The 4,070-nt window shown below is 60.0% G+C and carries 6 protein-coding genes; 1 reads left to right on the plus strand and 5 read right to left on the minus strand.

From position 1 onward, the window contains the following. Nucleotides 1–222 precede the first annotated feature (222 nt). The gene (locus DW307_RS00055) at nt 223–669 is read right to left on the minus strand and encodes a hypothetical protein (protein ID WP_136023612.1); all 447 of its coding nucleotides are present in this window, start codon (nt 667–669) and stop codon (nt 223–225) included. Between the two features lie 55 nt (nt 670–724). Here DW307_RS00055 and DW307_RS00060 point away from each other — a divergent pair, with 55 nt between their 5' ends. Further along, complete coding sequence (locus DW307_RS00060; RefSeq protein WP_136023613.1) at nt 725–1,072, plus strand: hypothetical protein; 348 nt, start codon at nt 725–727, stop codon at nt 1,070–1,072. A 268-nt stretch (nt 1,073–1,340) separates the two neighbouring features. On the opposite strand, the gene DW307_RS00065 is transcribed toward DW307_RS00060, so the two are convergent. The 4 genes from DW307_RS00065 to DW307_RS00080 all read right to left on the minus strand — a co-directional run. After that, nucleotides 1,341–1,850 (minus strand): hypothetical protein, encoded by a 510-nt coding sequence (locus DW307_RS00065; protein WP_136023614.1) that lies wholly within the window; start codon nt 1,848–1,850, stop codon nt 1,341–1,343. 370 nt (nt 1,851–2,220) lie between these two features. Next, entirely contained in the window at nt 2,221–2,637 is a 417-nt protein-coding gene (locus DW307_RS00070) for an RHS repeat-associated core domain-containing protein (protein WP_136023615.1), read from the minus strand. Nucleotides 2,638–2,784: 147 nt separating this feature from the next. After that, nucleotides 2,785–3,282 (minus strand): hypothetical protein, encoded by a 498-nt coding sequence (locus tag DW307_RS00075; protein ID WP_136023616.1) that lies wholly within the window; start codon nt 3,280–3,282, stop codon nt 2,785–2,787. Next, nucleotides 3,279–4,070, minus strand: a 792-nt coding sequence (locus DW307_RS00080; protein ID WP_205810292.1) for a hypothetical protein, incomplete at its 5' end; no start/stop codon positions are given. The genes DW307_RS00080 and DW307_RS00075, both read right to left, overlap by 4 nt.

The raw sequence follows: 4,070 nt of genomic DNA on the forward strand, positions 1-4,070 counted from the left end.
ATCTCCGACGCCGCCAGACCATCCGCCACCGTCGTCGCACCCGGGATCGCCCCCGTCACCGACGACGACAACAACCGATCCGCCCAGTCAAAGCGATACGACGTCGACGTCGACACCGCAGCCTGACCCGGCGCCGTCCACACATCCGTCAAACCCGTCCGGTTCCCCAAACCCACGTCGCTCAACGCCGAACCGCCCGGGGTACGCGACCTGTTTCAACCGCTACCAGTACGGACCGAGCAGCTCCCGATAGTGGGGGTTCTTGACCAAGCCGGGATGCGCACCCTCTATCTGCCGGCGAACCTTCGAGAGCAACCCTTCCGCAGCGCGCAAGAGCTCGTCGATGGGCACCGTTGCCGCGCTTTCCGCGTACTCGGCCCGAATCTCGACATCCCCCCCCTGCACTGTGAACGCGATCGTAAAATCCGACTCGGTGAAGCTGTATACCTGATCTTCGCCGCGAGATAGGGCGTCCGCGACTCGACGCATCTGAAACGCGAAATCGAATACTGGCACCCACCCCCACCGGACGCTGAGGTCGACATCATCCACCTCGAACACAATGTCACCCAGGAAACAGGAATAGCAAAATGGTGCCCCACCGATCTCGCGCCAAATAACGTTGGTCAGATCTGCCTCACGGAGAATTTCAAAATCGAAGACAATCATGCTCGCATTCCTTAGGCGATGAGTCCGCATCGCAACCGATCTAGAAGTAGCGACTGTGGCGCTTCCGAGACTGGATCCGACGCGCCTTCCTCGACGTGGGTTCAGAGCTCTCATCGACCGAGGCAGCGTCACTCTCCTGTTGCGCGCGCGCATTTTGGTGGACGACCGCGAGTTCCACAAGCTGAGGTATCAGCAAGATGACAAAGAACGCCAATATGCTGATGAATTTCACATCAAGTGGATACGGAGGAATGAGCGTTACAACGGCGACGATAGGAAGGATCATCAAAACACGTTTGAAGTATGTGACCACGAACTCTCGCAGCATCAGCGGAACCTCTTCCTGATCGCGCGCATCGCCATGGGGTCGGTCACGGGCAACCGGCTCGAGCGCTGCGCCTAGTAGGTCGCATAGGATCGCGATGCATCCACCGTGGGGCACGAGAGCTCAGATCGAGAAGATCTTGGGTCTTCTCGATCATCGGCCCATATCTGCCGCGCAACCGCCTCGCCTTCTCGATGCGATACTCCGGAACGCCATTGAATCCCGGACTGCTTCACAGGCCGCAGGCGGACGGACGAAAAATCATTAGGACTGATCAGAAGTATCGGATTACAGAACTGCCTGCACTCGTGGACGCGTGAAGTCCGATCTGTTTTCAGCTCTGCAATTAAGTGCCGGCGCCCGACAATGTGGTCGTCCGGCTCACTTGCCCGGTAGACTCCCAATTCGCAGTCATTCGCTGGATCTCGTCGTCCGTATCTGACAGGAGATCAGGGATCATATCCAAGTCGGGTACTTCAACCGCATGAAGCACCGCCGAGACCCCACGCACCGTTAGCTCGCAGTTCGGATGGAGTCGAAGCAAGATCTCAACGCCCTTGCCGATTGACCGGATCTCCGAACCTACGACCGTCCATGCTGTCCTCCCGGAAAGCGTTGTGCCTGCGGCCCACTGGAGCCTAGTCACGCTATCAACGACCAACACGCCCGTGTTCGACTCGGCCAGCTGTAACGATGTCCGCAGATCGATGAGGATCCCGACCGTCGAATTGATTGCGTCGAGACGCACATCGATGACCTGCGCTTCGAGAAGGGCGTCATCTTCTTCAAGCACCCAGTCTTCGTTCTTCGGATGCCGCCATATTCGGGTTCGCAAAAGGTCTGAGATGACAGTCATGGCAATGGAATGTGTGACAGAGGGTCGGAGTTCGCGATCGTTCTGTCCGTAAAGGGGCTGACATTTTGCTGAGCTTGGTTCATATACACTGCGTAGCCGTTCGGATAGGTGTATCGCCCCGTTGTGATTGGTGGCATTATTCGTATAGAGGTCACTCGTGGATCCAGACCTGGGGATCCTGCGGGTATCGAATAGGTTACGCCCTTTCCAGATGTCGTGGGTATCCCCATGGCCCTCGGCGCAACCGCAGGGATCGTCTTCCCATCGACCTTTAGCGTCGATGGAGCGCCGAGATTATTTGACCCGCGAAGAGCACACGTGCAGCCACTTGGCGCCCCCGTATTCGGGCGAGCGAAAGGAGTTCGACGGATCACCTTAGATATAGCGGCCATGGCTGCGGCCGCGAGCCTTCGTAAAAGGCTGGATGGGGTGTCCCGGCGCAGCCTCCTTCCAGTGCGCAAGGCTTGCCGAGCTCACCGCTGAGGTCGCTCAACCCGATGGGGTCGGTGGGCCAGACGTAATCGTTGTCCACACCGCCCTCGATCGGGTCGACTTGCAGGAAGCGTCCGAGCGCGGGGACATACAACCGCACCCCCATCTCGATCACCAGCGCCGACCCGGCCGACTCCGCGGGCTTCAACGCCCCCTGATGCCACAGCGTGTTCCCCGCCACCTGCCCGGTGTCATCCGATGCCACAGTGCCGATCGCGAACGTCACAGGGTCCACCGGTTGACCGAACGGATCCCACAACATCAGCGTGCTGGTCGTGGTGCCGGTGCGGGTCACGAGGCCGTGTCCACCCAACCCGGGGAACGACCACGTCACTTCCCCGGCCTGGTTCGTCCACGACACCCCACCCGGCAACCCCACACTCCGCGTCAGGTCCGCACCGGACTTCTGACCCCACGCCGCATCACCACCCGCCGCATACAGTCACTCCGTGGCGCCAGCCTCGCGCTGATTCGAGATGCCACGTAGGCGCGTCAGTCCGGTAGAGATAGCGCCGTCGACCCGCTCCAGGTACTTTTGGGGAGTCTTATCTGATCTTCGCATTGGCGCCAGGAGCCGCAGGCTTCCGTATCTCTCATCCAGCGCATGAGCCTCTAGCGCGGCCTCCACTTCAGAAGGCGGGTCGTCCAGCTCGGTCCAGTTATTGCGAATTCGGATTAGATCCGCGATAAGAAGCGTCTCGCGTTCGATCTCAGAGGGAAAACTCTGCTCAAACTCGCTCTCCAGGATCACATGCCCCCGCTCATAGTCGTCTGAAAGCAGGAGTCCGATCTCCTCTTCCTCGGCGCTTGCGGCTCCCGCCTTGATCCTTGCTAATTCGACTTCGACTACGTCACTGATGCCAAGTTCGCCGAAATGATGGAGTTCTGCGACCACCCCCATTGTCATCAGATGAGGTCCAAAAATCTCAAGGTAGTTCACCGTCTTGACCCCCTCCAAAGCTGGTGTGTCAGGTTCCCGCCACGTACGAACCACTCTTGTGTTCCCGGGCGGCCATTAGTGGACATGGGCATACGCACGAAGGTAGTCCTCACGCCGTCGCCACCCCGGCCTCTGGTTACGGTAGCGCTAGTTCTGATCGACTTCCGAATCAACGCAGAACTGCCATACCCATGCCAGCTGTCCTGTTTCAAGGCGCTACCTGTAGGTCGAGCTCTGATCACTGACTGATAGCCGTATTCACGCAAGACGCGCGTCTCTGCACGAGCAACCAGCGATGCCACTCTGGTCAGCTTCGCGGCCTGACTACTGACTCGCACCGCACCAAGAACCAGACGCGCAGCCAGCAGCCCGACCTTGATCGCCGCACCAGCAGCCGTCCCGACTCCAGGTACGAACATTATCGCTGTCGACACCACGTCCAGCGCGAAGAGCCAATCGAACTCACCGTCCAAGTCGGCGCTTCCGATGGGGTCGGTGGGCCAGACGTAGTCGTTGTCGACACCACCTTCCACAGGGTCGACTTGCAGGAACCGCCCGAGGGCGGGGACGTACAACCGCACCCCCATCTCCACCACCAGCGCCGAACCCGCCGACTCCGCCGGCTTCAACGCCCCCTGATGCCAGAGTGTGTTCCCCGCGACCTGCCCGGTGTCATCCGACGCGACCGTGCCGATCGCGAACGAGACCGGATCCACGGGCTGACCGAACGGATCCCACAACAACAGTGCACTCGTCGTCACCCCGGTGCGGGTCACGAGACCGTGTCC

Source organism: Microbacterium sp. K27 (assembly GCF_004794435.1).
GTDB lineage: Bacteria > Actinomycetota > Actinomycetes > Actinomycetales > Microbacteriaceae > Microbacterium > Microbacterium maritypicum_A.